We start from the raw sequence: 25,845 nt of genomic DNA on the forward strand, positions 1-25,845 counted from the left end.
CATGCAGGGAGGCACCCGGTGCGCCCCATCACCTACCTCCGCGCGACCGACACGGCGAGCGCCGTCACCGCCGTGAGCACCGACCCCACCAGCGACTTCCTCGCCGGCGGCACCACCGAGGTCGATCTGCTGCGCCAGAACGTGCTGAACCCCCGCCGCCTCGTCGACATCAACGATCTCCCACTGACCGATGTCGAGGGCACCCCGGAAGGAGGGGTGCGTATCGGAGCGCTGGCCCGGATGAGCGACGTCGCCGCCGACCCCGTCGTCCGTGAACGTTTCCCGCTGATCGCCCAAGCCCTTGAGCTGGGAGCGTCCGCGCAGCTGCGCAACATGGCCTCCATGGGAGGCAACCTGCTGCAGCGCGTGCGCTGTTCGTACTTCCGCGACGCGGAGTCCCCCTGCAACAAGCGCGAGCCCGGCACCGGTTGCTCGGCCGTCGAGGGCTTCAGCCGGGGACACGCGGTGCTCGGCACCAGCGAGCACTGCATCGCCACGCACCCCTCGGACGTGGCCGTGGCGCTCGTCGCGCTGGACGCCCAGGTGCGCACGACGGGCCCGCACGGCGAACGCACCTACGCCGTCGACGACTTCTTCCTCCTCCCCGGCGACTCCCCGCACCGCGAGCACCCCCTGGAGCACGGTGAACTGATCACCGGGATCGAGGTGCCCGCCACGCCCGTCGCCCGGAACTCCCACTACCTGAAGGTCCGGGACCGTGCCTCGTACGAGTTCGCGCTCGTCTCGGTCGCGGCCGCGCTCTCCGTCGTGGACGGCGTGATCGCCGACGTACGGATGGCACTGGGCGGGGTGGCTACCAAACCCTGGCGGGCCAGGCGGGCCGAGGACTTCCTGATCGGCGCGCGCGCCCGGCGGGACGACTTCGTCATGGCCGCCCGCGTCGAGATGGCCGACGCCCGGCCGACCCCCATGAACGCCTTCAAGGTCGAACTCGCGCAGCGCGCGATCGTCCGCACCCTCGACCTGCTCAGCGACGGAACGGGAGACGGGTCCGAGCCGGGACCCGGACCCGGGGCCGGGAGCCCGTCATGACCACCATGCCCACCATGCCCACGACGACACCGCCCGCCATCGGACAGCCCCTCGACCGCGTCGACGGCCGTCCCAAGGTCACCGGGAGCGCGCACTACTCCACCGAGATCCTCCTCCCGGACATGGCGTACGCCTACGTCGTCGGCTCCCGCATCGCCGCCGGACGGGTCTGTGGGATCGACACGAGCGCCGCGACGGCCGAGGAAGGCGTACTCGCGGTCCTCACCCACGAGAACCTGCCGAGGATCGCGGAGCAGCCACCGCTCGTGCCCTCGCTCGCCGGCACGGCGGCGCCCGGACAGACGTACTTCCCGATGCAGGACGACATCGTCCACTACGCCGGCCAGCAGATCGCGCTCGTCGTCGCCGACACCTGGGAACGCGCCCAGCACGCGGCGCACCTGCTGCGTGTCTCGTACGAGGAGACCGCCCCGATCACCACCCTCGACCAGGGCCGGGACCGGGCGTACGTGCCCGAGAGGATCTTCGGAGGATGGATACCGGGGCGCATCGAGCGCGGCGACGTGGAGGCCGGGCTGAGCGACGCGGACGTGCGGGTGGAGGCGACGTACACCTACGCGGCGAACCACCACAACCCGATCGAGCCGGCCGGCACCACGGCCCACTGGGACGGTGACACCCTGCTGCTGTACGACTCCACCCAGGGAGTCAACGCCACGCAGATGACCGTGTCACGGCTGCTCGGCGTTCCGATGTCGAGGATCCGGGTCATCGGTCACTACGCCGGTGGCAGCTTCGGCTGCAAGGCGATGATCCACGCCCACCCGACGCTCGCCGCCATGGCGGCCCGGGAAGTCGGCCGCCCCGTCAAGCTCGCCCTCACCCGGGAGCAGATGTTCACCTCCGTCGGCCATCGGGAGGAGCAGGAGCAGCACGTGACGCTCGGCGCGACGCGCGACGGTCGACTGACCGCCGTCCGGCACCACAAACTCTCCCCGACCTCCCCCTTCGACGACTGGGCCGAACCCTCCCTCGGCACCTCGTCGCAGATCTACGCGTGCCCCCACTACGAGGGCGTCTACCGGTTGTTCCGGGCGAACACCATGACCCCGACGTTCATGCGGGCGCCCGGTGAAGCGAGCGGTATGTTCGCGCTCGAGTGCGCGATGGACGAACTCGCCCACGAACTCGGCGTGGACCCCGTCGAACTGCGGCTGCGCAACCACACCGACGTCGACGCCATGTCGGGCTTCCCCTGGTCCAGCAGCGGGCTGCGGGAGTGCTACGAGCGGGGAGCCCGGCGGTTCGGCTGGTCCGGCCGCGATCCCCGGCCGGCCACGCGCCGTGAGGGCGACTGGCTGATCGGCACCGGCATGGCCACCGCGACCTATCCCGTCGCCCCGCTCGCCAACCCGCAGCGCGCCCGCGCACGCCTCTACGCCGACGGGACGGCGGTCGTCCAGGCCGCCACCCCCGACTTCGGCACCGGCGTCGCCACGGCCATGACCCAGGTCGCCGCCGACGGACTCGGCATGAGCGTGGAACGCTGCCGCTTCGAGAACGGGGACACCGACCTGCCCAACATCGCCGCCGCGGTGGGCTCGGCGGGCGCCGGCATGATCAGCGCGGCCGTGCACAGCGCCGCCACCGCCCTGCGCGGTCAGCTCATCAACAAGGCCGTGGCCGACGCCGGTTCACCTCTGCACGGCGCGAACCCGGTCGACGTCGTGGTCCGGGACGGCGTCATGACCGCCGGGACCGCGTTCGAGGCGTACACCGATCTGCTGCGGCGCAACTTCCAGCCGGACGCCGAAGCCCTGGGCCAGTGGAACCCGCCCGCCCACGACATCCCCTACGGGATGATGACCTTCGGCGCCCAGTTCGCCGAGGTCGCGGTGGACGCGGAACTGGGCCTGGCCCGGGTGCGGCGCATGACCGGTGCCTTCGCGCCGGGCCGGGTGCTCAACGCCAAGACGGCCCGCAGTCAGCTGATGGGGGGCATGCTGTGGGGGCTGGGACAGGCGCTGCTGGAAGCCAATTACATGGCGCCGGACACCGGCCGCTGGGTCAACTCGAGCCTCGCCGAGTACCTCGTCGCCGTCAACGCGGACGCTCCGGACGTGGACGTCGAGCTCATCGAGGTCGAGGACGCCATCGTCAACCCGCTGGGTGTGAAGGGCGTCGGCGAGATCGGCCAGGTCGGCGTGGCGGCGGCGATCGCCAACGCCGTGCACCACGCCACCGGGCGCCGGGTGCGCAAGCTGCCGATCACCATCGAGGACCTCCTCTGAGGACGGCGGCCCTCCTTCGACGGCATACGGACCGTCCCGCCGGGCCTCCCGGAACCAGGCCGTGACGACGTCGGTGCCGGCCCGGCTCAGAGCGGTGTGCAGCCCGACCGGGAACGGTGTGTCGGTGACGAGGACGTCGAACACCGAAAACGGACACGGCGTGAGACCGACGGCCCGTGCAGCAACCGCTCCTACGACTGCACAGGCCTCGGCGTCCCCCTTCCTACCGACCCACGCCCCTAGCCGGAAACTCGCCCGTCAACGGGCGGGGCCGATGGGAGGTTTCCGGCTCCGAGCCCTGTCCGGCTGCGCGCGTTCGTCTCGGCCAGCCGGGCCCGGAGCAGTTCCTCCGAGGTGAGCGGCCGGACGCGCTCCGGAGAGGCGTCCCACTCCCGCCCACCGGACAGCGGACGGAGCCGGAGGTACGGTCCCGCGTGCCCCATGACGACGCCGACACGATCGCGCTCGGTGTCCCGGACGGCGGTGCCGGGCGGGGGAGGGGCGGACTCGGGGACCCCGGGGCTCGGCACGCTCACCGGTCGGCGCCCCTGGCGATGACGGCTGCGAGGGCCAGGGCAACCGGCGCCGAGCAGACACCGAGGTGCACGAGGGCGTACCGGGCGCTGGCGGGAACGCGGTGCACCTCGGCGGCGTCCGCCGCCCGCTCCTCCGCGTCCTCAGGCAGCACGTCTCCCCAGGGCGTACGGACGTCCATCGCGGGGAGCTGGACACCGGCCCGCGTGAGAGCGGCGGCGAGGGCGTCACGGGCGTCGGTGGCTTCCTGGAGCTTGGGGGTGGGGTGGTGCGGCGGGCATGGGGGTCCTTCCGTCCGGAACGGGCGAGGGGCGGGTGTGGCCGTGCAGATTCGTGATTCGGCCACCATTGCCCAGCACCACGCCTGCGCTCGGATCCCTGCGGGTGCGGGGAGCAGACAACCCACTTCCGGACCCGGGTGACCCGCGAGGGACCATCCCCGCGGGTGCGGGGAGCAGTCGCCCGTCTTCGTGGTGAGGACGGCGGACGGGGGACCATCCCCGCGGGTGCGGGGAGCAGAACCTCAGAATCGTTTGCGCCGCCGGATCCTTGGGACCATCCCCGCGGGTGCGGGGAGCAGACCCCTCCCCCATTCTTGCGGGGCCCGCCCTGGGGACCATCCCCGCGGGTGCGGGGAGCAGTCCAGCTCCCGGCGGCACAGCACACACAGCGGGGGACCATCCCCGCGGGTGCGGGGAGCAGGCCGCGCGCGCCATCCGGGCGAGCGTCGACAGGGGACCATCCCCGCGGGTGCGGGGAGCAGTGCCGTAAGGGGACCGGCCCGACCGGCCCAGGAGGACCATCCCCGCGGGTGCGGGGAGCAGGCCTACGTCAAGGGCGGCGGGGACGCTGCCGAGGGACCATCCCCGCGGGTGCGGGGAGCAGCTGCGATCAGACTAAGGGCGGCCGGGACAGGTGGGACCATCCCCGCGGGTGCGGGGAGCAGCCGTGTGGGCACTGCCCAAGGAGCGGACGTTCGGGACCATCCCCGCGGGTGCGGGGAGCAGATGGCCCCTGACGACGGGAGCGGGGAGGGTTGGGGACCATCCCCGCGGGTGCGGGGAGCAGACTGCGTGACCTGGGGGTTTATCGTGGAGGGGGCGTAGTTTCACACACTTTCACGGAAACCGGCAAGTAGGTCATTTGGCTCTTTTCTGATCGTTCTGCGCGGCTGGAGTGGCCGGAGCGCAGGAGAGCAATTTTATGTGCTGGACGAAGCGACTGCGGCGTTACGGCTCAGTCGCGCGGGTCAGAGTCGCCATCCTTCAACCGCTGGTGCGACCACATGGTCCACCGTGACACGGTGACAACGCCAGTGAAGAAAGAGCAGGCAGACCACCTGACATTCTGGCTCAGATGCGTCTCTGAAGCTGTTCGATCTCGATGGCAAGGGCTCCGAGGGTTTCCTTCTCGGGTGGGTAGATAGTGCGGATGTTGACCAGCTGCTCGTCGCGGGTGGCGGTCGGGTTGACGTTGGTGGCGCCCTCGCCGTCGAGCAGGGCCTCGAAGTCGGGGTATTCGGTGACCCGCTTGACCTGGACCTCGCAGGTCTCGTCGGTGCCCTTGATGCGGAAGCGAATGATGTCGTCGACGGAGATGTCGGCGAGATGCGGATATTTCACCCGCACCTCGATGGTCTTGTTGCCCGCGGTGACGAGGTTGAAGTATTGGCGGTAGAGGTGGAGTTCGCGGACGCGAGCGGTGGTGTCGGTCATGGGGCGGGAACACTCCTGGTGGCTGGTTCGGTGACCATGCGGCCGATCTCGGCTGCCGAGTACGAGCGGAAGAAGTGTCGGGGGGCGGACAGCAAGATATCCGTCATGGCCAGCAGTTGCTCGGCATACTCCGCAATGGTGCCGGGCCACAAACGAGTGTCGAGCATCCAATCGGCGGCACCGGCGGGCAGGGGAGCGCGGCCCTCGCGGATCAGCGACTTGGACAGCTTGGCGCCGGTGTCGGTGACGACCTGGGGGCAGAACAGACGGGCCGGGAGCTGGCTGCGGGTGAGGCCGACGGCCTGGAGGGCCTCGTCGACCAGTTGGGAGCCGAACACCCAGTCACCGCCCTTGACCATGACGTGCAGCGTGCCACAGGGGCTGGAAAGGGCAAGCTCCTTGACGAGGTTGCGGTACAGGGTGGCCAGGTCGAGGTAAGCGCCTCCGGCCGGGGTGATGGTGGCTCGGTAGGCGCCGTGGTGAAGACAGACGGCGGCTACTTGGGCGGTCTCGCAGTCGGTGAGGCGGACATGCGTGCGCTCGGCGTGTTTCTCGGCCCAGCCACAGCCGGGGCGCGGGCAGGGGACGCGCAGGTGTGGGGTGCCGGTGGAGGGGGCGAGCCACCAGCGGGCGGCGTCGAGGTGGGGCAGGATCCGCAGCCAGGTGCGGCGGAAGTGCTGGCCGGCCTGCTGCTGGCTGTATGTCTCGACCCGGTGAGGGATGCCCAGACGCTGAGACAGCGTGGTGAACAGGGGTTGGTAGAGGGCGGTGACGAGGTCGGTCAGAGCCCTGTTACCGAGGATCTGGGCGTACGCGCGCTGGTAGTAGTGGCCACTGACCGGGTCGGTGGCCAACTCGTAGGGGGCGTTGTCGAGGGCGCCGAACAGGACCTCTGTGGGGATGCCGAAACGGTCGCGCAGACGCACGGCCATAGCGAAGGCCAGGGACTGCACCAGCGAGGTGCCGATGTGCGGGGCGCCGTTGATCTGGGTGCCGACGACCAGCACGATCCGCTCGTGTGGTGTGGCCAGGATGCGTGGCGTCAGGACGTCTTCGGCGTGGTGAAGAGTGTTGGCCAGGACGGTGTTCGGTGAGACGGGGTGACGCATCATGGGATGTCCCCTTGGGGAGGGTCGGGGCTCACTCGGACAAGATGGCGCAGGTTGAGGTGGCGTCCAGCCATGTGGTGGCCAGGGAGGCGATCAGCCCTGCAGACGGTGTGAAGGGCTTGGTGCGGGGTCGACCGTCAGCAGGTGGGCACTGTTCTGTGGTGGAAGGCAGCCCAGACGCACTTGCCGGGGCCTTGACGCTCCTCCACGCCCCAGTGGTCTGCGAAGGCGGATACCAGTAGCAGGCCGCGGCCATCGTCGGCGGTGCCCCCTGCCTTCCGCCTGGTGGGTGTGCCGTCGCCACCGTCGTGTACCTCGATGCGCAGCACGGTGGCGTGCAGTTCGACGCGGACGAAGATCCGACCGCCCGCAGGGGTTCCGTGCACGACCGCGTTGGTGACCAACTCGGAGGTGCACAGCCGGATATCGTCGAGGCGTTCGGTCTGACCCCACCGGGTAAGGGTCTTGGCGACAAAGCAGCGAGCGGCGCTCGGTGTGGTGCGGCACCGGTGAAAGAGCATTGTTTCGTTCTCGACGGCGCCGTCGAGCACTTGTTCCGGCGCGAGGGCGTCCGGCTTGTTGGGCAGTCTGCTGGGCATGGCCAACAGTCAACTTCCTTCGCTCGTTCGAGTCGGGAGCCAGCATGGGAGCCATGAAGGGGGCCACTATGGGGGCCAGGGTTCCTGCTGTAGGGGAGAAGGATGAGCGACACGAGGATCGGCACGTTGCTCATTCGGCTGCGCACTGCGCGTGGTTGGACCCAGCAGCGAGTGGCTGACGAGTACAACGCCCTGGAGGGGCGTGCCGCCAAGACCGGCAAGGAAATTGGACGTTACGAGCGTGAGGCGCGCATTCCGGTTCCTTACACCCGCAAGTACCTGGCTCAGGTGTTCGGTGTCGACACCGCGGCACTCGACCGAGCTGTGGCGGTCAGCAAGAGTTTCCGAGGCGAGGGGGACAGCTTTTCAGGGTGTTCGAAGGAGCGGCCGGCGCTGCCTGCCGTACCTTCGCGCCTCGGCGTGGGCGCCGTATCGGCAGACGCGTTGACGTCAGCCGACTTCGCCCGGTTCATCGCGCAGCGCAACGCCGACGAGTTCGTGGTGGAGCAGTTGGAAGCCGATGTTGCCCGGTTCGCCCGCGCCTACGTGAGCCATCCGCTATTGGAGCTGTACGTCGAGATCAAGCGGTTGCGGGACGGGGCGTTCGAGTTGTTGCGTGGGCGTCAGCATCCCCGGCAGACGGCTGACCTGTACGTAGCGGCTTCACGGTTGTGCGGCCTGTCCGCGCACGTCTGTCTGGACCTGGGCGACTACGACTCCGCGGCCACACACGCCCGTACCGCCCGGGCGTGTGCCGAGGCGGCCGGTCACGAAGGACTGCTGGCCTGGGTGCGGGCTGTCGAGTCCCTGATTGCTTATTGGACCGGGCGGTACGAGCAGGCGGCGCGGCTGGCGCAGGCCGGCCGCCACCACCGGGCTCGTGGCAGCATCGGGGCCCGACTGGCAAGCCTGGAGGCGCGGGCGCTGGCCGTAGCCGGAGACAGGGTGGGCGCGGTGGCCGCTCTTGCGGACGCCGAGCATTTCCGGGAGGCGATGGCCGACCACGACGAGGTGCCGGGCATCTTCGCCTTCCCGGCCGCCAAGCAGTTCGCGTACGCCGGGACGAGCCACTTGGCCTTGGGTAGGCGGGAGCACGTCCAGCAGGCCATCGTCAGTGCCAACACCGCGATCCGGCTCTACCGCAGCGCCGAGGACGACGACCAATCGGTTGGTGACCTGTTCGCCGCCCATGTAGATCTCGCCCGTAGTCATCTGCTTTTGGGCGATCTGGACGGCACCGAGGCGATGCTCGGATTCGTCCTTGAATCTCCGCCCGAGCGCATGTCAGCCAGCATCGTTCGCCGGCTCACCGCTCTGAGCCGGGAGCTGAGTGGGCCGCAGTACGGTGGAGCAGTGCAGGCCGCACACCTAAGCGAACGACTCCAGTACATGGCCGCCCTCGCGGCCTCACTCTCCCCCACTGCCTCAAAGGCGTGGGCGGTACCCCCAGCCCACCCATCGGAGCCGCCGACGTGACCGAACTGTCCTCCGCACACGAAGCCGCCGTCACCGACCGGGCTCGCCTCGCCGAAAGCGCCTACAGCAGCGACCGGGACCTGGCTGCCCGCCAGTCTCTCTACCGGTGGCAGACGCCCCGCTATGACCTGCCCGGCATCGTCGCCCAGCGGCTCAGCGGTGTTCACGGGCGCGTGGTCGATGTCGGCTGCGGCAATGGCAAGTTCCTCCAGCGGCTCCGCGAGGACCGGCCCGATCTGGACCTGCTCGGCCTGGACATCGCCCCCGGCATCCTTATCGGCGTTCCCGGGCCGGTCACCGTGGCGGACGCCCACCGACTGCCATTGGCCACGGCGAGTGTCGACGCCGCCTTGGCGCTGCACATGCTCTACCACGTCCCTGACATCCCCCAGGCAGTCAAGGAGTTGTCCCGTGTCGTCGCCCGTGACGGGCTGGTGATTGTCTCCACCAACAGCGACCGGGACAAGATGGAGCTCGACGAGCTGTGGCAGCGGGCTGCAGGCGACGTCCTAGGCATCGGATGCGGCCCGGCCCGTATCTCGCTCAGCGCCCGCTTCTCCCTGGAGAAGGCCCCGGCCTTCCTGGGGGATGAGTTCGGCCGGGTGGAGGCGATCGAACTGCCCGGCACCATCACGGTCCACGATCCCGAGCCGGTCATCGCGCACATGGCCTCCTACAGGGCGTGGGCAGACCAGCACGACGTGCCCTTCGAGACCACGATCGAGCGGGCCCGCGCGATCCTTGTCGATCACCTCGCCCAGCACGGGGCCTTCGAGGTCACGTGCCTGGGCGGCATCCTCATCTGCCAGCGCTGAGGGCCACCTGCCTGACCCGACGTGTACGACGGGACCATCCCCGCGGGTGCGGGGAGCAGATCCAAAACATGGGGTTCGCGAGCATTGCCGAGGGGCCATCCCCGCGGGTGCGGGGAGCAGGCCACGGCCTCGGCCGAGTCGGGCCGCAACCCGGGGCCATCCCCGCGGGTGCGGGGAGCAGGCCCACCAAGGCGAGCCGCGCGTCCAGGTCGAGGGGCCATCCCCGCGGGTGCGGGGAGCAGAGGAGGCCCCCGATGGCACTGAAGACCACCCCGGGACCATCCCCGCGGGTGCGGGGAGCAGGACTCGCTCGATGGGTCCGAGGTCGGCGGCGCGGGACCATCCCCGCGGGTGCGGGGAGCAGGTCCCCGTCCGACACCCCGCTGGCTCCGTTCCGGGACCATCCCCGCGGGTGCGGGGAGCAGAACTGGAGTCTGACCATGCCGGAAGCCGTAGCGGGACCATCCCCGCGGGTGCGGGGAGCAGGCCGGCTGCGCCTCGGCGGCGGGCGTGGGACTGGGACCATCCCCGCGGGTGCGGGGAGCAGAGGCCGCTGCAGCAGGCGCTGAAGGAGGCGGGGGGACCATCCCCGCGGGTGCGGGGAGCAGTCCTACTTGCTCTGCCCTGGCGGGGTCTTGGTGGGACCATCCCCGCGGGTGCGGGGAGCAGTGCACATCACCGACGACGGGCCGTCGTCGGTGGGGACCATCCCCGCGGGTGCGGGGAGCAGCGGCTCGGGCAAGCCTGCCTCCAGCCGCCGCTGGGACCATCCCCGCGGGTGCGGGGAGCAGGCTGGCCCACCTTCATGCCCGGCCAGAGCTTGAGGACCATCCCCGCGGGTGCGGGGAGCAGACTGCGTGACCTGGGACTTTATCGTGGCGGGGGCATGGTTTCGCATACTTTCAAAGAAACCGGCAAGTGGGGCATTTGGTCCTTCTTGGTTCACTCTTGTGTAGCTGGAGCGGTCGTGGCGTAAAAGCTCCACCGTATGTGCTGGACGGAGTGGCCGCGGCATTATGGCTCGGCCGGGAGGGGGCCCTCCGCGTTTTCTTCATGTTTCCCCCGAGAGTTCTCCGCGTCTTGTATACCTCTGGCATGACAGGCGAGGGGGGAGCCCGCACGGGGTTGCGAGCCAGGCTCGACGGGCCGGTGCTGACCGTGTGGGCAAAGCACGACTGGGACTCCGAAGGGTGGCTGCCGCTGTGGCGGCACATGGAGGACAGTGCTGCTGTTGCCGGGCGGCTGTGGGATGAGTGGCTGCCCGTGGGCGTACGGAAGTTGGTTGCCGATGCGCTGCCGGGAGGGGAGGCGGACGCCCGACGGCTCGCGGTGTGGCTTGCGGGTGTGCACGATCTCGGTAAGGCGACGCCGGCTTTCGCCTGCCAGGTCGAGTCGTTGGCGCAGACCATGCGGGACCACGGGCTCGAGATGCGCTCCCAGTCGGCCATGGGTGGGGACCGGCGGCTCGCACCGCACGGGTTGGCCGGACAGCTGTTGTTGGCGGAGTGGCTGGAGGAGCGGCACGGCTGGCCGGCAAGGCAGACCGGGCAGTTCGCGGTGGCGCTGGGCGGGCACCACGGAGTGCCCCCCGAGCACGGCCAGATCAACGCACTCGACAGTCACCCCGAACTCCTGCGGACACCTGGCCCGAGCCGGGCTCTGTGGCGGCGGGTGCAGGAGGAGTTGCTCGAGGCGTGCGCGGAGGAGTTCGGCGTACGGGAACGCCTCAGTGACTGGCAGACGGTGAAACTCCCGCAGCCTGTACAGGTGTTGCTCACCGCGCTGGTCATCGTCTCCGACTGGATCGCCAGCAATCCGGACCTTTTCCCGTACTTCCCGCAGGACGTCCCCCGGACCAGTGAGGAGCGCATCGCCGCGGCCTGGCGCGGGTTGAACCTGCCCGGGCCGTGGCGCCCTGAGGAACCGGCCGGGGACACGCAGGAGTTGTTCGCGTCCCGTTTCGCGTTGCCGCCGGGAGCGAAGGTCCGGCCGGTGCAGGAGGCGGCCGTCGAGATGGCGCGGACGATGGATGAGCCGGGACTGATGGTGATCGAGGCGCCGATGGGGGAGGGGAAGACCGAGGCGGCACTGGCCGCAGCCGAGATCCTCGCGGCGCGCTCCGGCGCGGGCGGTGTGTTCTTCGCGCTGCCGACGATGGCCACCGGCAGCGCGATGCTCCCCCGTCTGCTGGACTGGCTGGAGCGTCTTCCCGCTGAGGAAGGGGCTCGTCACTCCGTTCTCCTCGCCCATTCGAAGGCGGCCCTCAACGAGGACTTCGCCGACCTCATACGCAGCAGCGGTCGTGTCGCCGCAGTTGATGTCGACGCGCCGCAGGCCGCCGCCCCCCGACGACCGTCGGACGGCACGCGTGCCACTGCCCCGGCCGAGCTTGTCGCCCATGCATGGTTGCGCGGCCGGAAGAAGGCCATGCTGTCTTCGTTCGTCGCGGGCACGATCGATCAGTTGCTGTTCGCGGGGCTGAAGAGTCGTCACCTGGCGTTACGTCACCTGGCGGTCGCCGGGAAGGTCGTCGTCATCGACGAGGCGCATGCCTACGACACCTACATGAGCGTCTACCTCAACCGGGTGCTGTCGTGGCTCGGTGCCTACCGCGTACCCGTGGTGGTTCTCTCCGCGACCCTGCCCTCCGGTCGGCGGCGGGAGCTGGCAGAGGCGTACGCGGGCAGGGCGACGGGTGACGCCGCGGCGGCGTTCGACGCCGTCGCCGAGACCGGCGGCTATCCGCTCCTGACGGCCGTCACGCCCGGCGGTGCACCCGTCATGCGTCACCCTGCAGCCTCCGGCCGCACCACCGATGTCGAGCTGGAACGCCTCGAGGACGACCTGGACACCCTGGCCGACCGGCTGGAGACCAAACTCGCAGGCGGCGGATGCGTCCTCGTCGTACGCAACACCGTCCGCCGGGTCCTTGATACGGCAGCCGTGCTGCGGCAGAGATTCGGCAGTGAGAACGTGACTGTCGCCCATTCCTGCTTCATCGACGTCGACCGGGCCGCCAAGGACGCAGAACTGCTGTGGTGCTTCGGACCGCCCGGCAAGGCCGAGGGTCGGCCCGAGGGGGCGCACATCGTTGTCGCCAGCCAGGTCGCAGAGCAGTCCCTCGACGTCGACTTCGATCTTCTGGTCACCGATCTCGCACCTGTCGACCTGCTGTTGCAGCGTATGGGGCGTCTCCACCGCCACCTGCGTGGCGGGGAGGAGCAGACCGACCGGCCCGAGCGGCTGCGCACAGCGCGCTGCCTGGTCACCGGCGTCGACTGGATCGGGGAGGTGCCCGTTCCGGTGAGCGGCTCGGTCGCCGTGTACGGGGCGTACGCGCTGTTGCGTTCCGCCGCCGCCCTGCTGCCGCACCTCGACGGCGGAAACGACGGCCCGCGGCGAGCGGTACGGCTGCCGAGCGACATCAGTCCGCTGGTGCAGCGCGCGTACGCCGACGGCGCCGACGGCCCGGCCGGATGGACCGAGGCGCTCGAAGCCGCTCGCGCACGGTACGAGGAGCACCGCGCGGACCAGGCCGAGCGGGCTGCAACCTTCCGGCTCGACGCGGCGGCCAGGCCCGGTAGGCCGCTGTTCGGCTGGGTCGCGGCAGGCGTCGGCGACGCGGACGACACTGCGGCCGGCAAGGCTCAGGTGCGCGACAGCCGGGAGAGTCTCGAGGTCGTCGTCGTGCAGCGGCGGGCCGACGGAACCCTGGCCACGGTGCCGTGGCTGGAACCTGACCGCAAGGGGCGTGTGCTGGCCGGGCTGGACCTGCCCACCGACCAGGTGCCGGCCGCCCTGGCGGCGCGCACCGCGGCGAGTTGCGGACTGCGGCTTCCGATCCAGTTCAGCTACGCAGACGTCATGGATCGAGCGATCACGGAGCTTGAAGAACTGTATGTGCCTGCTTGGCAGGTGAAGGTCAGTCACTGGCTGGCCGGCCAGCTGATCCTGCCGCTTGATGAGGACTGTCAGACCCGGCTGGCAGGCTTCTCTCTCCGGTACAGCAAGAGCGACGGCCTCGAGGTGACCCGTGTCTGAAACCGACTTGAGTAGCGGTGACGGCGTGCCGTCGTTCGACCTCACCGTCCGGCCGTGGATTCCGGTGCTCAGACGCGACGGTACGCAGGACAAGCTGTCGCTGCGTGAGGTGTTCGAGCAGGCGCACGACCTGCGGCGCGTCGTCGGTGACCTGCCCACTCAGGAGTTCGCCCTGGTGCGTCTGCTGCTCGCCGTCGCGCACGACGCGTTCGAGGGGCCGCAGGACATCGACGCGTGGTCGGAGCTGTGGGCCGAGGAGGGCTGCTTCGCTCCGGTCGGGACGTATCTCGAAGCGCACCGCGGCCGGTTCGACCTGCTGGACGCTGGCGCGCCGTTCTTCCAGACCGCGGGGCTCCGGACGGCGAAGGATGAAGTGTTCTCCCTCAACCGGATCGTGGCCGACGTGCCCAATGGGGAGCCCTTCTTCACCGCCCGTATGCCCACCGTTGAACGCCTCACGTTCGCCGAGGCGGCCCGCTGGGTCGTCCACGCGCATGCCTACGACACCTCCGGCATCAAGACCGGTGTGGAAGGCGACAAGCGCGCCAAGGGCGGCAAGGTCTACCCGCTCGGGGTCGGCTGGGCCGGGAACCTCGGCGGGGTTTACGTCGAAGGCCGCACCCTGCGCGAGACGCTGCTGCTGAACCTCGTGGCCGCCGACACCTCCAACCTGGAGATCGACGATCAGGACGCGCCCGCGTGGTGCAGGGAACCCTGCGGCCCGGGCGGCGCGGAGCGCGCCCCGACCGGCGTACGCGACCTGTACACCTGGCAGACGCGGCGCCTGCGCCTGCACTTCGACGAGACCGGCGTGCACGGCGTCGTCCTCGGCTACGGCGATCCGCTCCCCGCACGCGACCGTCAGCACCGGGAGCCGATGACCGCCTGGCGGCGCAGCAAGCCCCAGGAGAAGAAGCTTAAGAAGACTCCCGTCTACCTGCCGCGCGAGCACGCTCCCGAGCGTTCCGCCTGGCGCGGGATCGGCTCACTGGTCGTCGGCGAGGTCGGCAAGGCACAGGGGCCGGAAGCGGCCGCCTACTTACGGCCGGGGATTCTGGAGTGGGTGGCCCGCCTGGTGACGGAAGGAGAGCTGCCCCGAGGCTTCCTCGTCCGGGCCCGGATCGTCGGCGCCTGCTACGGCACGCAGCAGTCCGTGATCGACGAGATCGTCGACGACCACGTCTCCATGGCGGTCGTCCTGCTCCACCAGCAGGACCGGCGCTACGCCGAGCAGGCCGTCGCAGCCGTCGCCGATGCCGACCTCGCGGTCAACGCCCTGGGTGACCTGGCCACCAACCTGGCCCGCGCGGCCGGTACCGAGAGCGACGGACCCCGCTCCACCGCACGCGATCTCGCCTACGGGCTCCTCGAGGCTCCGTACCGCACGTGGCTCGCCCGTCTCGCCGACACCGATGACCCGTACGTGCAGCGCACCGATTGGCAACAGCAGGTGTACGAGATCGTCGGCGGGCTCGGTGACCGGCTGATGGCCGCGGCTGGGGACGCGGCCTGGCAAGGCCGGACCGTGCAGCTCAAGCACGGCACCGAGTGGCTCAACTCCGCGCTCGCCGGCAAGTGGTTCCGTGCCGCGCTGCACAAGGGCCTGGGGCGCCCCGATTCCACGGACACGCTGCCGGACGCGGACACGGCGTCGGCACCCGAGACCACCGCGAAGGCACCCGCATGACCACCGTCACCGCACCCGTCACTCCGCGCGAACGGGTCGCCCGGCTCGCCGCCGACCACATCGACGACCTGCAGCGGGGGTACCTCGCCGACCGGTCCCGCGCCGTCGCGGCCTTGGCCCGGCTCCGGCGCGGCGCCGGCCGGGATGCCGGGCAGCTGCCCGACCTGTGGGCTCTGATCGACACCGGCTCTCTGCACCACGCCCCGGACGGCGCTCGGCCGATGAGCGAGAGCGAACTGGTCCGGGCCGAGGACGCCCTGCACGTCGCGCTCACCCTATACGCGCTGCACCAGCAGTCCCGTCCCACCGGCATGCACCAGGCCGACCGGCCGGACCGCCGCCGGGGCCTCGGAGCCGCCGTACGCCGGATGATGAAACCCGGTGAGATCGACGAACCCGTGCACAAGCGCCTGGTCCGCGCCGGCACCGCCCCCGACCTGACCACCCTCGCCCAACGGCTGCGCGACATCGTCGTCCTGCTGCGCCGCGAGGGTTTCGAACTCGACTACGCGCTCCTCGCCGGACAGCTCTACACCTGGCAGCGGCCCGGGGGAGCAGACGCCGTCCGCAGGGAATGGGGCCGTTCCTTCCACGCCTGGCACGACAAGTCCAAGGGCGGACGCCCGCCCCTTGCCGCCGGCGTGACCGCAGAGACCGACACCACCAGCACCACGGACACCGACAAGGACGCCTCGTGAACCGCATCTTCCTCGACGTGCACGCCCTGCAGACTGTCCCGCCCAGCAACCTCAACCGCGACGACACCGGGGCACCGAAGACGGCGGTGTACGGGGGAGTGCCGCGCGCCCGCGTCTCCAGCCAGGCGTGGAAGCGGGCCACCCGCACCTACTTCAAGGACGAGCACCTTCTGGACCCGAGCGAACTCGGCGTGCGGACCAAGAAGATCGTGGAGGCGGTCGCCGAACGGATCACCGCCCTCGACCCCTCGCTCACCGGTGAGACCGCACTGCGCATCGCGGACGAGACCGTCAAGGCCACCGGCTTGAAGACCGAGATCCCCAAGCGCAAGGCCGACTCCGCCAAGGAAGGCGAGCCGGACCCGGCGCCCGAGGCGAAGTACCTCGTATTCCTCAGCGCCCGCCAGCTCGACGGCCTGGCCCGCCACGCCGTCGACGGCGCCGCCGACATCACGGCCTTCTTCAAGGACAAGAAGAACAAGGACAAGGCCAAGGAACTCGCCGACACCCGCCACTCCGTCGACATCGCCCTCTTCGGCCGCATGGTCGCCGACGCCGCCGACATCAACGTCGACGCCGCCGTCCAGGTCGCCCACGCCATCAGCGTCCACCGCGTCGAGAACGAGTCCGACTACTACACCGCCGTCGACGACGAGAACACCGACGCGGAGACCGGCGCCGGCATGATCGGCACCGTCGACTTCAACTCCGCCACCCTCTACCGCTACGCCGCCCTCGGTGTCCACCAGCTCGCCGCCACCCTCGGCCAGGGCCTGCGGGAGGAGGAGCCGCGTACCGACCCCGTCCGCCGGGCCGTCGAGGCCTTCGTGCACGGCTTCGTCGCCTCGCTGCCCACCGGAAAGATCAATACCTTCGGGCACCACACGCTGCCGGACGCGGTGATCGTCAAGCTGCGCACCACCCGGCCCGTCAGCTTCGTCGCCGCCTTCGAGGATCCGGTGCGCGGCGACCAGGGGGGCCACGTCCGCGAGGCGTCCGAGCGCCTGGCCGAGTACGTCCCCGACATGGAGCGGGCGTACGGCGACGAGGACTCCACCCTCACCTGGGTGCTGCGCGTCGGCTCGAACACGCAGAAGCTCGCCGGAATCGGTACCGAGTCGCAGAACATCGGCGAACTCGTCGCCGCCGTCGGCCAGGCCGTCGCAGAGCGCCTGGAGAAGCCCGCATGAGCGTGCTCACCCTCCGGCTCGCGGGCCCCCTGCAGTCCTGGGGGGCTTCTGCCCGTTTCACCCGACGCACCACCGAGTCCGCGCCCACCAAGAGCGGCGTCGTCGGCATGCTCGCCGCCGCGGCCGGCATCGAACGCGGCGACGACCGCAGGCTGGCACCGCTGGCCGCGCTGAAGTTCGGCGTACGGATCGACCAACCCGGGACTCGAGTACGGGACTTCCACACCGCCCACCACGGCGTCACCGGCAAGTCCATGCCGCTGTCCGAGCGCTTCTACCTCGCCGACGCCGTCTTCGTCGCCGCTCTCGAAGGCGACCGCACGCTCCTTGCCGAGTTGCACACCGCACTGCGCACCCCCGTGTACGCGCCGTTCCTGGGCCGCCGTTCCTGCCCGCCCGCCCTGCCGGTCGAACTCGGCTTCCATGACGAGGGCACTCTGATGGACGTGCTGCGCGAGGTGCCGTGGCAGGCCTCCGCCTGGTACCGCAGGCCGTACCGCGGCCGGGACGAGATCGAACTGACCGTGCTGCGCGAGGCGGACGAGGACGAGCAGCACGCTGCCGACGTCCTGCGCGACCAGCCACTCAGCTTCGCCGCCGAACACCGCCGCCACGCCCTGCGCACCCAGCTCAGCGACAGCGTCCGCATCCCCAACCCGTCCGCCCGGCACCTGCCCCGGCACGACCCGTTCGATGCCCTGGACGAGGAGAGCGCCTGATGTTCCTCACCCGCTTCCGCGTGAACACCGCGCGCCCCGGCGCCCGCCGCCTCCTCTCCTCGCCACAGGCCATGCACGCCGCCGTCATGTCGTCCTTTCCCGGTCTGCTGCCCACGGACACGCCCACGCCCGATGCCCCGCGCGTGCTGTGGCGCTTGGACCAGACGGCACGAGCCGAGGTCATGCTGTACGTGGTCAGCCCCGACCGGCCCGACCTCACCCACCTCGTGGAGCAGGCCGGTTGGCCTGCGGCCGCTGCCGCGGACCCGGACCGACCCGGCTGGCAGAGCAGGCCCTACGGCCCGTTCCTCGACCGGCTGGCAGCAGGTGACCGGTGGGCGTTCCGGCTCACCGCCAACCCGGTCCACCACGCCCGCCGCAAGGACGGCGAGCCGACCAAGCGCACGGCACACCTGACCGCGGTGCACCAGATGGGCTGGCTCCTCAAGAAGCAGGAACCGTGCGGCTTCCGCGTCCTGGAGAAACCTGACGGGAAGCGTCTGCTGCCCAGCGGCACCACCCACACCGGACAGCCGCACCACGGCGACCGCTACGAACTGGCCGTCCGCGACCAGCGCACCCTCGCCTTCGACAAGTCCCGCAGCACCGGTCCCGGCAGCCGCAAGCCGTCCCCCGTCAGCCTGGTCACCGTCACCTTCGACGGCCGGCTCGAGGTCACCGACCCCGTGCTCCTGCGCCGCACCCTCACACAGGGGCTCGGCAAGGCCAAGGCCTACGGCTGCGGCCTGATCACCCTGGCTCCGCTCGGCCCGGTCGACCCGGTCGGGTGAGACGGTGACCACGGTCTCCCGGCGCACCGCGCTCACCCCGCGCCACCTGACCCGAACCGGCGAACGGCTGTCCTTCGTCTACCTGGAGCGCTGCACGGTGCACCGGGACGCTAACGCAATCACCGCCGAGGACGCCGACGGCACCACCCACATCCCGTCGGCGACCATCGGCACCCTGCTCCTCGGCCCCGGCACCCGCATCACCCACCAGGCGATGAGCGTGCTGGGGGAGACCGGTGCCGCCGTGTGCTGGGTGGGGGAGCAAGGCGTGCGCTACTACGCCGGTGGCCGCGCCCTGACCCGTTCCTCCGCCCTCATGGAGGCACAGGCCCGCCAGTGGGCCAACCCGCGCAGCCGCCTGGCCGTCGCCCGCGCCATGTACCGGCTGCGCTTCCCCGACGAGGACACCGCCGGCCTTACCCGCCATGAACTCCTCGGCCGCGAAGGCCGACGCGTCAAGGACTGCTACAAGGCCGAGGCCGCCCGCACCGGCATACCATGGCGCGGCCGTAAGTACGTCCCCGGTGACTTCGCTGGCGGTGACGCGGTCAACCAAGCGGTCACGGCCGCCGCCCAGTGCATGTACGGCATCGCGCACGCGGTCGTCGCATCCCTCGGCTGCAGCCCGGCACTCGGCTTCGTCCACTCCGGCCACGAACTGTCCTTCGTCCTCGATGTCGCCGACCTCTACAAGACCGAGATCGGCATCCCGCTGGCCTTCGACATCGCGGCGGAGGGCGAGGAGGACGTCGGCCCGCGCACCCGCCGCGCACTGCGGGACCGCATCAACGAGACGTCCCTGCTGGACCGCTGCGTCGACGACATCAAACGCCTCCTCCTGCAGGACGCCGCATCCTCTGCCGGACCGGGCGCTGACCGGGACGTCGTCACGCTCCAGAGCGACGGCGGCCACGACGTCGCTGCCGGACGCAACTACGGAGGCCCGGACGAGGGCGAGGAGATGACCTGGTGACCGTGATCGTCCTGACCAACTGCCCGGCAGGCCTCCGCGGATTCCTCACCCGCTGGCTCCTCGAAATCTCCGCCGGCGTCTTCATCGGCAACCCGTCGGCGCGCATCCGCGACGTGCTGTGGAACGAGGTCCAGCAATACGCCGACCAGGGCCGCGCCCTGCTCGCCCACACCACGAACAACGAACAGGGCTTCACCTTCCGCACCCACGAACACAACTGGCACCCGATCGACCACGAGGGCATCACCCTGATCCGCCGCCCCAACCCCAAGACTGACGGGCCCGGCCCTACGGCAGCTCCGCCACGAGGCTGGAGCAAGGCATCCAAACGCCGCCGCTTCGGGCGATCGTAGTGCGCGCTATGCACTATTCGGTGGAATTGCCGGAATCAACGAAAGTACTCCAAAACTGCCACCGCCCCAGATAAACCCGCAGCTCACACAGTCTGCTCCCCGCACCCGCGGGGATGGTCCCGACCGTGGTGAACCGCCCCTTCTCGTTGCGGGCTGCTCCCCGCACCCGCGGGGATGGTCCCAGCGACGCGAGCACCGCCGTGCTGACGCCGTCCTGCTCCCCGCACCCGCGGGGATGGTCCCTCCAGCAACCGCGTCAGGAAGCTCGAACCGGCCTGCTCCCCGCACCCGCGGGGATGGTCCCGTGAGGAACCCCGCCTCGGCCGCGGTGACCAGCTGCTCCCCGCACCCGCGGGGATGGTCCCGGCGCCTACCTCGGATCCATCGGCATGGTGAACTGCTCCCCGCACCCGCGGGGATGGTCCCGCCCCGGCACTGAGCTGGATCGTCTCGACGTCCTGCTCCCCGCACCCGCGGGGATGGTCCCGCGGCGGCCGGGACGGTGGCAGCGGCGAACGCCTGCTCCCCGCACCCGCGGGGATGGTCCCATGGGTTTGAGGACCGAGTTCCAGACGAACAGCTGCTCCCCGCACCCGCGGGGATGGTCCCGGCGTGCCGTCCCAGGGGCTGGCGCAGACGATCTGCTCCCCGCACCCGCGGGGATGGTCCCGCGGTCCTCATCTCCGACGGGCACGACCAGCGCTGCTCCCCGCACCCGCGGGGATGGTCCCAAGGTGATCGGCGGGATCACGAAGTTCGTCGGCTGCTCCCCGCACCCGCGGGGATGGTCCCGTCGACTTCAAGGGCATCCTGAACGCCGGGAACTGCTCCCCGCACCCGCGGGGATGGTCCCTCGGCAAGGTTGGCGGCAAGGCCGACGAGATGCTGTTCCCCGCACCCGCGGGGATGGTCCTTCCACGCCGGCCAGGACCAGCCGCCGCAGGGTCTGTTCCCCGCACCCGCGGGGATGGTCCCCACGGAGGTCGTCCGCATCACGCCGATCGACCCTGTTCCCCGCACCCGCGGGGATGGTCCCTACGACGCCGACGAGCTGTTCCTCACCACGCACTGCTCCCCGCACCCGCGGGGACGGTCCCCCCATGGCCACCAAGGCTTACGAGCGCTACGGCTGCTCCCCGCACCCGCGGGGATGGTCCCAAGGCGCCGGCCCCGGACAAGGTCAACGTGACCTGCTCCCCGCACCCGCGGGGATGGTCCCCGTGCGCTGGAATGTCACCGGCTCCCGGGTGGCTGCTCCCCGCACCCGCGGGGATGGTCCCGCGATGATGACGGCGGCGATGAGAGGGCCGGCCTGCTCCCCGCACCCGCAGGGATGATCTCTGTGCTGCCATGAGCCTGAGCTGTGCGCGAAGACTGAACACAACTCAGGGGGTGGTGGCGATGGCCAACTCCAACGCGCCTGCCTGGCCAGCGCGTTGGTGCTGCGCCCCAGCTGGCTGATCTGCGACGAGATGAGCGCGATGCTCGACGCGTCTATCACGGCCGCCCTGGTGGCGGTGGTCGAGGCCTACCGCACCGAAACCGGCGCCGGCCTCCTCGCCATGGGCCACGACCGCACCCTCCTCGACCGCTGGTGCGACCGCACGGTCCACTGGGACACGGTGACGGCATCCGGCGCGCCGGCGGTCAAGGCGGGTTAACGGAACTCCCTTTATGACTCCGGCCGTGATCCGTCGGGTGGAACTCAGGGGTGCATGACGATCTTTCCCACGTGCCCCCTGCGGGCGAGTTCCTCCTGCGCCCGAGCGGCCTGCTCCAGCGGAAACGTCGCGGCGACGACGGGCTGGACCTCGGCTCGTCGCGCCAGGTCCATGAGGAGGCCGAAGTGCGTGGGCGTGTGCATCGCGGAGCCGATGACCTGCGCGTTGTGCAGGTAGAGGCGGCGCACGTCGAAGGTCACGTCGTATCCGCCGAGTGCGCCGGCGACGACCCACCGGCCTCCTTCGCGCAGCAGTGGCAGCCCTTCACTCACCAGCTCGCCGGCCACGACGTCGAGGGCGACGTCGATGCCCTCCGGGGCGGCAGCGCGGATCTGCTCGACGACGTTTCCTGCGCGGTCGACGACTTCGTGCGCGCCCGCCCCGCGCACCGCGTCGGTCTTGGGTCCGCTGCTGATGGCGAGCACCCTCGCGCCGCGCGCACGGGCGATCTGTACCAGCGCGAGGCCGACGCCGCCGGACGCCCCCGAGACCAGGGCGGTTTCCCCCTCCCGCAGCCGACCCCGCTCGATCATGCCCAGCGCCGTGCCGTAAGCGGTCGGCAGTGTCGCGAGCTGGTCGTCCGTGAGCGGGGATTCCGTCACGTCGTGTACACGTTCCGCCGGCGCGGTCACGTACTCGGCGTATCCGCCGTCGCGTTCGCTCCCCATCAGGCCCACCGGGTTGGCGTCCGGCCCTTCGATGTCGTAGATCGCGGGGTCGACGACCACTCGGCGCCCGACGAGGCTTCCGTCCACGTCGGGGCCGACCGCCACGACCCGGCCGGCCACGTCGGCGCCCTGGATGCGCGGGAAGTCGATCGGGCCCCGCCAGCCCGACAGCGCTTTCGGGTTTCCCGGGCGGCCGTAGGCGCCCTCCCGGGTCCACAGGTCGGTGTTGTTCAGGGCCACCGCGCCGACCCGGGCCAGTACCTCGCCCGCCCGCGGGGCGGGCACGGCCACTTCCGTCAGCTCCAGGACCTCCGGCCCTCCGTGTCCTGTGATGCGCACCGCGCGCATGGACTCGGGCACATCCATTGCCAGGACCTCCTCGCCACCCAGTTCCTCGTGCTGCACGAGGGTGCCCTCGCCGCGCAGCCGTTCTCGCTCGACGCCCTTCCGCGAAGCATCGATCTGGTGCAATCCCTGCCCCAAGCCGGCGCGCCATCCCGCCACCACCCGTCGAGCAGGGCCCCGGGATCAGGGTGTCCGGTGACTCGCTTGTTCTTGGTCTCACGGGGCTCGTCGGTTCCTCTGATCTGATACGGAAGCGGACGAGGTCGCCTGCGACCTCTCGGCTTCATGTCAGCGAACCATCCGGGGACGCACCGCCTCATGACGGTGAAATCCGGTGCCCGTGCCATCCCGGTGTCAGCGGCGGACCGCCACGTGCGCCACCGCGGTCGGCAGGAAAACGGCTGACAGCGTTCGACGACGACTGCCGGCCACTCCACTGACGCGAACCCGGCACATCGCAGTGCCCGCTTGAGCGCAAGGCAAAACCTGACGGAAGCTTCCGCGGCGCGGCCGGTTCAGCGGATCCCCGCCCCAGGGTCGAAGGCCGGCCGGCGGAAGCGCGCAGCGCGTGCGGGCTTCCACCGGACCGCCCAGGAGCGGCGTCCCGCCTCCTCCGGCACGGCAACCGTGTCGGCGACCTTCCCGGCCGTGGTGTCGGCGGATTCTCACGGCTGCTGTGCTCAGGCTGCCGGACCGTCGGGAATGCGGAAATCACCCGGAATTGATTCAAGATGCAACATGTTGTAGAGGGTGGAAGACCTCCCCTCCCTGAAGGACGACCCCATGGGCCTGCTCAACCGTCGCCGCGCCACCGCTTCCATCCCGGCCGCCGACTCGGCCTCCGTGCCGGACACCGCCCGGTTGACCGGTGTCTGGACCATCGACCCCGCGCACAGCAGCATCGCCTTCGTCGCCCGGTATGCCATGATCACCAAGGTCCGCGGCACCTTCGAAGACTTCGACGGCCGCCTGTACCTGGACGGCGAGCGGCCCGGGCGCTCCACCGCCGACGTGACCCTCAGGGCCGCCGGCCTCAACACCCGCCAGAAACAGCGCGACCAGCACCTGCGCAGCGCGGACTTCTTCCACGTCGAGGCCCATCCCACGTTGTCCTTCCGCAGCACCTTGGTGCAGCAGCTCTCCGCGGACACCTACCACCTGACCGGCGACCTGAGCATCAAGGGCGTCACCCGCCCGGTCGTCCTGGAGCTGACCCACACCGGCACGGCGACCGATCCCTTCGGCAACGAGCGTGCCGGTTTCGAGGGCTCCGCCACGGTCGACCGCACCGACTGGGGCCTGACCTGGAACAGCGTGCTGGAGACCGGCGGCGTGCTGGTCGGCGAGAAGGTGAAGCTGGAGTTCGACGTCTCCGCGATCCGCGCCGCCTGACCACCACCCCGCCCACGCGCCACTGCTGCCATGCAACTCAGCGGTTCACCCGAAGATCCTGTCAGGCCGCGTCCTCGACGAGCCCGAAGCTGTCCGGAAACTCCTCCAGGAACGCCCGCCGCGAGGCATCGGCCTCTTCGGCGGCCATGGTGCCGAGCAGGTCGAGGAACTCTTCCTGCTGCGCATGCGACAGTCTGCCCACCACGTGGGCGACGCCCTCCAGTCGGAACCGGGGCCACCCCCGCAGATGTGGGGAGCAGGTGCACCAGATTGAGGACGGTGTCCCGCCGGGTGGTGTGTGGGGCCTCCGAGGTCCGGTGCTGCGGGGCCGGAGACGGATGCCTTGTCGAGAACCGTGAGCAGTCGACGGGTATGTGTCACTTGAGCGCTCGAACGAGCGGCAGCAGGACAGTAGCGGCCGAAGTGCTCACGACTTCGGGACGGTGTGTCCTCCCCGGGGCGTGGACGCGCGTCCCGGCGTCACCCCTGTCGACGTTCAACCACGCGCCGAAGGGACTCCGCCCCATGACAACGCGGGCCACCACCCGCCACCCGTCGCACCCCAGGGCGGCGTGCCCCGGCGCCGCGTGCGCGTACGCCACCTCACCCATGCACAGCACGCCCTGCCGACTGCGCCGCCCAGCTCGACGACGGACACGGCCGGCACCCCGTGCACGGGCAACTGTCATTGCCCGCGCCTCGGACCTGGTCGGCACGTGGAACGACGGTCATGGCGGCACGCTGCGGTTGGACGTGGAAGGGCGTGCGGTGGCCACCGGCACCTGGAGCGGGGGCGGAGTGGACTCGCCGGACGGGCGATGTGAGGGCTCGGGCACGTGGAGGTTCGCACCAGACGGCGACCCCTGGCTCCAGAGCGTCACCGTCGATGTCGGTGATTGCTGGTCGGGGGAGTGGACACTGGGCGGCACGGCCGGCCGCCCCAAGTTGAACTACCGGCTCGGAGACATGGACGCGCCCGAGTGGTACGTGCTCACACGGTGAGAAGGGCGGGCGCACCGGCTGGCGCGCAGTACCCGCGTAGAGCCGGGCGGCGCAGTCGGCCGGGCCGGCCGACTGCGCGGTGGTGACTGCACCTGCCCGGCGGCTGCGACCGCTCACGGAATGCGTGCCATTCCGAGCGCGGCAGCGCAGTCGTGCGGGAAGAGTCCTACGGCAGGAGGCCGTCCGTCTCCGTGAACACGGTGTGGGCGAGCACCATGAAGACCACGCACACGGCGATGGCCGCACCGAGGAAGGCGAGCACCACCCCCGTCCCCGCGGCGAGCTTCCCGTGGGCCGGGGCGTGCGCAGTGGCACGCTCCGGGCTGTCGGCGAGGTAGTACACGGTGACGTGGTCGCCCTCGACGACCGTCGACGGTCCGTTCACCTCGTCGAAGCGGACGACGCGCCCCTCTCGGGTCGTGAACTCGTAGACGTGGTGCAGGGTGGTGCGCAGGTCGGTGTCCCCCGTGCCACCTCTGGTCCTGGTGTAGGTCCGCAGACATCTCCCCTCGGCCGTGAGGCCGTGGTTCCAGGCGCTGCTGACCTGCCTGCTGCGGCTGATGGTCCTGGCGGCCATGGCGGACACGCAGACGATCATGATGACAGGTATGACGTAGAAAAGAGCTTCCACGAGTTCCCCCTCTGGTTTTGTTCGTGTCGGGGACGACCGGCACGGTGGGCGCCTGGTCACAGCGCCCGCAGGAGTGTTGCA

21 protein-coding genes, 1 pseudogene and 3 CRISPR repeat arrays are annotated in these 25,845 nt (G+C 70.5%); of the genes and pseudogenes, 15 read left to right on the forward strand and 7 right to left on the reverse strand.

What is annotated here, in order from left to right; translation table 11 throughout:
* Positions 1-18: 18 nt before the first annotated feature.
* On the forward strand, positions 19-1,053 hold the full coding sequence (locus ACWEQO_RS24150; protein WP_452985196.1) for an FAD binding domain-containing protein: 1,035 nt from the start codon (positions 19-21) through the stop codon (positions 1,051-1,053).
* The gene (locus ACWEQO_RS24155; protein WP_452985197.1) at positions 1,050-3,305 is read left to right on the forward strand and encodes a xanthine dehydrogenase family protein molybdopterin-binding subunit; all 2,256 of its coding nucleotides are present in this window, start codon (positions 1,050-1,052) and stop codon (positions 3,303-3,305) included. The genes ACWEQO_RS24150 and ACWEQO_RS24155 overlap by 4 nt, the downstream gene beginning before the upstream one ends.
* Positions 3,306-3,837: 532 nt before the next feature.
* Here ACWEQO_RS24155 and ACWEQO_RS24160 read toward each other — a convergent pair.
* From ACWEQO_RS24160 to ACWEQO_RS24175, 4 genes are all read right to left on the reverse strand, one after another.
* Positions 3,838-4,188 carry a hypothetical protein gene (locus ACWEQO_RS24160; protein ID WP_452985198.1) on the reverse strand — a complete coding sequence of 117 codons (351 nt, stop codon included), beginning with the start codon at positions 4,186-4,188 and terminating at the stop codon, positions 3,838-3,840.
* Between the two features lie 80 nt (positions 4,189-4,268).
* A CRISPR array of direct repeats spans positions 4,269-4,907; the repeat unit is 29 nt; unit sequence GGGACCATCCCCGCGGGTGCGGGGAGCAG.
* Between the two features lie 284 nt (positions 4,908-5,191).
* Complete coding sequence (locus ACWEQO_RS24165) at positions 5,192-5,554, reverse strand: ASCH domain-containing protein (protein ID WP_452985199.1); 363 nt, start codon at positions 5,552-5,554, stop codon at positions 5,192-5,194.
* Complete coding sequence (locus ACWEQO_RS24170; RefSeq protein ID WP_452985200.1) at positions 5,551-6,666, reverse strand: hypothetical protein; 1,116 nt, start codon at positions 6,664-6,666, stop codon at positions 5,551-5,553. The genes ACWEQO_RS24165 and ACWEQO_RS24170 overlap by 4 nt, the downstream gene beginning before the upstream one ends.
* Before the next feature lie 134 nt (positions 6,667-6,800).
* Positions 6,801-7,262, reverse strand: a complete 462-nt coding sequence (locus ACWEQO_RS24175) for an ATP-binding protein (RefSeq protein ID WP_452985201.1) — start codon at positions 7,260-7,262, stop codon at positions 6,801-6,803.
* A 102-nt stretch (positions 7,263-7,364) separates the two neighbouring features.
* Between ACWEQO_RS24175 and ACWEQO_RS24180 the strand changes: the two genes are divergently transcribed.
* The 11 genes and pseudogenes from ACWEQO_RS24180 to ACWEQO_RS24230 form a co-directional block, all read left to right on the forward strand.
* Positions 7,365-8,738 (forward strand): XRE family transcriptional regulator, encoded by a 1,374-nt coding sequence (locus ACWEQO_RS24180; RefSeq protein WP_452985202.1) that lies wholly within the window; start codon positions 7,365-7,367, stop codon positions 8,736-8,738.
* A complete protein-coding gene (locus ACWEQO_RS24185) occupies positions 8,735-9,553 on the forward strand; it encodes a class I SAM-dependent methyltransferase (RefSeq protein ID WP_361453352.1) in 819 nt (272 codons plus the stop codon). Before ACWEQO_RS24180 ends, ACWEQO_RS24185 begins: the two co-directional genes overlap by 4 nt.
* A 30-nt stretch (positions 9,554-9,583) precedes the next feature.
* Positions 9,584-10,405: a CRISPR direct-repeat array (repeat unit 29 nt; unit sequence GGGACCATCCCCGCGGGTGCGGGGAGCAG).
* Between the two features lie 243 nt (positions 10,406-10,648).
* Positions 10,649-13,594, forward strand: a complete 2,946-nt coding sequence (gene cas3, locus ACWEQO_RS24190) for a CRISPR-associated helicase Cas3' (protein ID WP_452985232.1) — start codon at positions 10,649-10,651, stop codon at positions 13,592-13,594.
* A complete protein-coding gene (casA, locus tag ACWEQO_RS24195; protein WP_452985203.1) occupies positions 13,587-15,281 on the forward strand; it encodes a type I-E CRISPR-associated protein Cse1/CasA in 1,695 nt (564 codons plus the stop codon). The genes cas3 and casA overlap by 8 nt, the downstream gene beginning before the upstream one ends.
* Positions 15,278-15,979 carry a type I-E CRISPR-associated protein Cse2/CasB gene (gene casB, locus ACWEQO_RS24200; RefSeq protein ID WP_452985204.1) on the forward strand — a complete coding sequence of 234 codons (702 nt, stop codon included), beginning with the start codon at positions 15,278-15,280 and terminating at the stop codon, positions 15,977-15,979. Before casA ends, casB begins: the two co-directional genes overlap by 4 nt.
* The gene (gene cas7e / locus ACWEQO_RS24205; protein WP_452985205.1) at positions 15,976-17,169 is read left to right on the forward strand and encodes a type I-E CRISPR-associated protein Cas7/Cse4/CasC; all 1,194 of its coding nucleotides are present in this window, start codon (positions 15,976-15,978) and stop codon (positions 17,167-17,169) included. Before casB ends, cas7e begins: the two co-directional genes overlap by 4 nt.
* Positions 17,166-17,888, forward strand: a complete 723-nt coding sequence (cas5e, locus tag ACWEQO_RS24210) for a type I-E CRISPR-associated protein Cas5/CasD (RefSeq protein WP_452985206.1) — start codon at positions 17,166-17,168, stop codon at positions 17,886-17,888. The genes cas7e and cas5e overlap by 4 nt, the downstream gene beginning before the upstream one ends.
* Positions 17,888-18,679, forward strand: a complete 792-nt coding sequence (gene cas6e, locus ACWEQO_RS24215; protein ID WP_452985207.1) for a type I-E CRISPR-associated protein Cas6/Cse3/CasE — start codon at positions 17,888-17,890, stop codon at positions 18,677-18,679. Before cas5e ends, cas6e begins: the two co-directional genes overlap by 1 nt.
* A gap of 4 nt (positions 18,680-18,683) precedes the next feature.
* Positions 18,684-19,652, forward strand: coding sequence for a type I-E CRISPR-associated endonuclease Cas1e (gene cas1e, locus ACWEQO_RS24220; protein WP_452985208.1), 969 nt, complete (start codon positions 18,684-18,686; stop codon positions 19,650-19,652).
* Entirely contained in the window at positions 19,649-20,005 is a 357-nt protein-coding gene (cas2e, locus tag ACWEQO_RS24225; RefSeq protein ID WP_361453376.1) for a type I-E CRISPR-associated endoribonuclease Cas2e, read from the forward strand. The genes cas1e and cas2e overlap by 4 nt, the downstream gene beginning before the upstream one ends.
* A gap of 92 nt (positions 20,006-20,097) precedes the next feature.
* Positions 20,098-21,346: a CRISPR direct-repeat array (repeat unit 29 nt; unit sequence CTGCTCCCCGCACCCGCGGGGATGGTCCC).
* A 56-nt stretch (positions 21,347-21,402) separates the two neighbouring features.
* Positions 21,403-21,666: pseudogene (locus ACWEQO_RS24230) on the forward strand (ABC transporter ATP-binding protein); the annotation flags it as partial.
* A 44-nt stretch (positions 21,667-21,710) separates the two neighbouring features.
* Here the strand turns inward: ACWEQO_RS24230 and ACWEQO_RS24235 are convergent.
* The gene (locus ACWEQO_RS24235; RefSeq protein ID WP_452985233.1) at positions 21,711-22,760 is read right to left on the reverse strand and encodes a zinc-binding dehydrogenase; all 1,050 of its coding nucleotides are present in this window, start codon (positions 22,758-22,760) and stop codon (positions 21,711-21,713) included.
* Between the two features lie 762 nt (positions 22,761-23,522).
* Here ACWEQO_RS24235 and ACWEQO_RS24240 point away from each other — a divergent pair.
* Positions 23,523-24,131 (forward strand): YceI family protein, encoded by a 609-nt coding sequence (locus tag ACWEQO_RS24240; protein ID WP_361453598.1) that lies wholly within the window; start codon positions 23,523-23,525, stop codon positions 24,129-24,131.
* Positions 24,132-24,192: 61 nt separating this feature from the next.
* Here the strand turns inward: ACWEQO_RS24240 and ACWEQO_RS24245 are convergent, their stop codons facing one another.
* Positions 24,193-24,336 carry a hypothetical protein gene (locus ACWEQO_RS24245; RefSeq protein ID WP_452985209.1) on the reverse strand — a complete coding sequence of 48 codons (144 nt, stop codon included), beginning with the start codon at positions 24,334-24,336 and terminating at the stop codon, positions 24,193-24,195.
* A gap of 548 nt (positions 24,337-24,884) precedes the next feature.
* Between ACWEQO_RS24245 and ACWEQO_RS24250 the strand changes: the two genes are divergently transcribed.
* Entirely contained in the window at positions 24,885-25,133 is a 249-nt protein-coding gene (locus ACWEQO_RS24250) for a hypothetical protein (protein ID WP_452985210.1), read from the forward strand.
* 166 nt (positions 25,134-25,299) lie between these two features.
* Here ACWEQO_RS24250 and ACWEQO_RS24255 read toward each other — a convergent pair whose 3' ends face one another.
* On the reverse strand, positions 25,300-25,764 hold the full coding sequence (locus ACWEQO_RS24255; protein ID WP_452985211.1) for a DUF3592 domain-containing protein: 465 nt from the start codon (positions 25,762-25,764) through the stop codon (positions 25,300-25,302).
* Positions 25,765-25,845: the final 81 nt, after the last annotated feature.

It is taken from the genome of Streptomyces sp. NPDC004051 (genome assembly GCF_053604275.1).